The sequence below is a fragment of the Lacticaseibacillus sp. 53-4 genome (genome assembly GCF_016861805.1).
Lineage (GTDB): Bacteria > Bacillota > Bacilli > Lactobacillales > Lactobacillaceae > Lacticaseibacillus.
On record NZ_BOLT01000061.1, the window covers coordinates 1 to 4,247 of the forward strand.

The window sequence follows — 4,247 nt, forward strand, 5'->3', positions numbered from 1 at the left end:
ATGTTGTAACGCAAGTAGTAGCCTACGGCAAAAGTAATCACTGATTGATTGAATTGCCGTCCTTTAAAATGATCAGTCATCTGAAAACCTCCAGTTTCAATTCATGATACAGGATGCACTCTCCCTGAGTAAACTTTGCACCAGAACCCTGCTGCGATTGGTCCTAAGAGTGAGTACGAGATTTATCAAAGCTTTGCGGAACTTAACGAGCATAAGACCGTGATTCTCGTTACGCATCGTCTTTCGTCAGTAACGATGGCCGACAAGGTTATATTCATGCAGGACGGCCAAATACAGGGGTTTGATACACACAAACGACTAATGGCAAATAACCCTCGCCTCGGTACGCTAAAATGTATCGAATGCAGGCAGCGGCGTATGTCGAAGGCCTCAAAGCGAACTAAGTTGTGAGCATAAGCTCAATACTAGTCCTCAGATAGTCGTGCTGGATTTTCTGGATTTAGTCCTCAAAAGACGCTAAACAGGTTCTAAGGTATATGGATGAGCAAAGTGGATCTGGGTTTTAATAATCTTAGATTGCTTGGAAGAATGGGACGCCTTTATATTGAATGGGTTGTTGGCTTATACTTAACAGTGTAATCAGAAAGGTGGTTCAACCATGAAAAAGAAAGCGTTACTGCTCGGCCTGTTTGTCGGCACCGTTGCCGGCGCTACCGTCTACACTCTGAAGAAATTGGATTGGTTCCACAACGATGCCGCGGACTATGCGATTTTCGAATCGCACCGCGCTTAGAAAGAAGGGTTTGCCATGATCAAACATAAAGCGATTATGATCGGCGCCGGCCTGGCCAACATGGCCGCCGCCGTTTACCTGATCCAGGAAGGCAAGTGGGATGGGTCCGCCATCACCTTCTACAGCCTGGATGACCACGGCTCCAACGATGGCAGTGCCGCCACCGCTCAGGCCGAGGACTACTGGAACAAGGAGCACCCGCTGGATAACACCAAGGGCTTCATCGCCCGCGGTGGCCGCATGCTCAACTACCGCACCTATGTCGACCTGATGGACCTGCTGTCACGCGTGCAGTCCGTCACCGAGCCTGGCATGACCGCGGCCGAGGACACCCACGACTTCGATGCCAAGCACCGTACCTTTGATAAAGCCCGCCTGCTGCGTCGCGGCGAGGGCATCCTGAACGCCGGCCACCTGGGTCTAAACAACCAGGACCGCCTGCTTTTGACCAAGCTGGTGATGATGCCGGACAAGGACGAGGAACAGCTGGACAACGTGTCGATTGCCGAGTACTTCAAGGACGACCCGCACATGTTCACCACCAACTTCTGGTACATGTGGGAAACCACTTTTGCCTTCCGCACCGCCAGCTCCGCCCAGGAACTGCGGCGCTACATGCACATGATGCTGTACGAATTCACGCAGATCGAGCACCTGGTCGGCGTCAACCGCACCCGCTATAATCAGTACGAAAGCATCATGCTGCCTTTGATCAAGTACCTGCAGGCGCAGGGCGTCAACATCGTGCTCGACAAGATCGTCTCGGACTGGGAGTTCAAGGACAGCGCGATGCAAGACGAGATCACCGTCACCGGCCTGGAAGTCACCGATGCCACCACTGGTGAGGTGGACCACGTGACGGTCGACGAGGACACCGCCGTGATTTTCACCAACGGCTCGATCACCGACTCTGCCACCATCGGGGATTACACCACCCCGGCCCGCGAGAACATGGACTACGGCATTGCCGCCAGCCTGTGGAAAAAGGCCGCCCAGCGCTTCTACAACGTCGGCAACCCGGACAAGTTCTTCGCCGATCGCGACGCTTCCGAGTGGGTCTCCTTCACCCTGACCACCAAGGATCACCTGCTGCTCAACGAGATCACCCGCATCACCACGCAGGTCCCGGGCAACGCGCTGAACAGCTTCCTGTCCACCGCCCCGGTCACCCCGCTGGGCCAGCCTGACGTGAACATGTCGATCGTCGTCCACCACCAGCCGCACTTCACCACCCAAAAGCCAAACGAAAGCGTCATCTGGGGCTACTTCCTGTACCCACGCCGCACCGGTGAATTTGTGCAGAAGCCTTACATCGAAATGACCGGTGAGGAAATGCTCAAGGAACTGATCGGCCAGCTCTCCATGGTCGATCCAGGCCCGATCAACATTCGCGAGCACGAGCAGGCGATCATGGACTCCGTGATCAACAACATCCCGGCTTACATGCCATACGCCTCCGCGCTGTTCAACAACCGCGCGAAGAACGACCGGCCGCTGGTCATCCCGGCCCACTCGACCAACCTGGCCTTCACCGGCGAGTTCGTCGAGCAGCCTTACCAGATGATCTTCACCGAGCAGAGTGCCGTGCGCTCCGGTGAGATCGCCGCCTACCACTTCGCCGGCATCCCGATGAGCCACCTGGTCAAGACCCCACGCTACGACAAGGACATCCCGACGCTTTTGCGGGCAACCAAGAAGATGTTCGAGTAAGGTTAGCGTGTTCATGGACTTTAAACAAAACCAGATCTAAAGCCTTGGGTTTTAAGGGGTATCAGCTCTGGAGGTTCTAGAACTTTTTTCCCCCTAGTTTACAGTTCAAGGCCAACACTTTAATTAGAATAAGCATCGAGGTCTTAGCCTGCTCTCACAGACCGATAGTAGACTGTTCAACGTTATGTAGCGGCGAGCGAAAGGGCCATCACGCTCGCCGCGGATATTTTAGTCTTCTATTGTTAATTTTCTGTCGGTTTACTCGCTACTAAAAAGATCAGTGCTTGCACTGCTACGCATCGCCTGGCGTACCGCCAGCAAACCCGCGCTTTTTCGGCTCTTTGTCGAATGGTGTTGAAGAATACTATTTATCTTTTGGAAGGCTCTCTCTTCGGAGGGAGCCTTTTGTTAGTTTGAGAATTTGATCATCAGTGACCGGCGTAATCGTTGCTTCTGTTGCCATCTGTCATTCCTCCTTTTGAGCACAAAAAAATCGCAACCTGATTGGCTGCGATTCATCGTTCAGGGCCATAGCCCTGATTCTGCTGACGCTGGCGGTCAGCTTCTTTTTCATCCTGCATTCGTTCATAGTCACGCTGTGCTTTCGCACGCGCCTTCATGTCGCCGGAAAGAGCCCGGCGGATTGACGACAAGGCTTGGAAGATGCCCTGGTTCGTTTGGCCTTGCTGGGCCTTGTGGTAGGAGGACCCGTTCGGATGCTTCTTCCTATAAACCGCGTCGTCTGTCTTTCTCATCTCGCTCAGGATCGAGTTTCCCATCCTGGCGTACAACTCATCATACTTACCGTATTCGTAGTCCTTCGCCCGGCCAGCCTCCTTGCCTTCCTGCCCAGAACCGTAAAGTGCTTCACGGAAATCCGTCTCGGCCTTCAGTGCTTGATCAAACTCTTGCAGCTCTTTTCCGTGGTACCGCTGCATGAATTTTGAGCTAAAAGCGTCTAGCAGCGGCCGCACTTCTTGGAGCGCGTTCATGTTGTACTTCCACTTTCGCTTGTCATCAGGAAGTGCTTTGTAGATCTGTTGGTACAATCGCAGCAAGTCAAAGTCTGGGAGCTTGCCCCAGTCATAGTTGTGCTGTGGAAGCTCGTTGCGGATCAAGCTTGAAAGCCGTGCAAGCGACTGCTCCCGGTTGATTAACTCGTTTGCGATTGACGACTTGAAGGCAGAAATAGTTGCGGGCTTGAGCATTCCCCGCGCCTCTTGATGCGTCCCGCCATCGTGATCATCGAGTGTGAATAGGCGACGTGTTGGTTCCGGCTCAACGAAAGCAATGTGCACGTGGATGTTGTCCGTATTGAGGTGAATTGATGCCGACCATATCGCCGTATTAGCCAGCCCTTCTTTGATCAGAAGTCCGCTCATGCCATGGCGAATTGACTCTTGGATCTTCTCCTGGTCGAGCTGTTTACTTTGCAGATCATAAAGCCCGTGGTCTGCTAGAAACCTGTTGTCGAAGCTCACCACGGTTTGCCACATTAAGGAGCCATTCTTCTGCGCAAGGGTAAACTGTTTCTTCAGCTGAGTTCGCTCCTCCTGCGTCAGATAATCCTTCCCTGCTGTGAACAGGCCTTTGCTCTTTTCTGGATTGTTCATGTAGTTGTTATATCCGTCAAAGTGATTGACGTTCCAATCCGTGAAGTGATCACTCCGCATTGCGTCGGAGCGATCCATATAGTTCACGTAGCCGCTAAATTTTTTGTCCGCTGCCGGAACAAACTTCATGACGGTAACGATACCGGGCGTCTTACTCATCTTCATCACCT

3 protein-coding genes and 1 pseudogene are annotated in these 4,247 nt (G+C 53.0%); 2 read left to right on the forward strand and 2 right to left on the reverse strand.

What is annotated here, in order from left to right:
- Positions 1-80: pseudogene (locus JUF21_RS11715) on the reverse strand (IS6 family transposase); the annotation flags it as partial.
- 539 nt (positions 81-619) lie between these two features.
- Here JUF21_RS11715 and JUF21_RS12080 point away from each other — a divergent pair.
- Positions 620-754, forward strand: a complete 135-nt coding sequence (locus tag JUF21_RS12080) for a hypothetical protein (protein ID WP_255559905.1) — start codon at positions 620-622, stop codon at positions 752-754.
- A 15-nt stretch (positions 755-769) separates the two neighbouring features.
- Entirely contained in the window at positions 770-2,464 is a 1,695-nt protein-coding gene (locus JUF21_RS11720) for an oleate hydratase (RefSeq protein ID WP_203664812.1), read from the forward strand.
- 515 nt (positions 2,465-2,979) lie between these two features.
- On the opposite strand, the gene mobP2 is transcribed toward JUF21_RS11720, so the two are convergent.
- Positions 2,980-4,247, reverse strand: a 1,268-nt coding sequence (gene mobP2 / locus JUF21_RS11725; protein WP_203664820.1) for a MobP2 family relaxase, incomplete at its 5' end; no start/stop codon positions are given.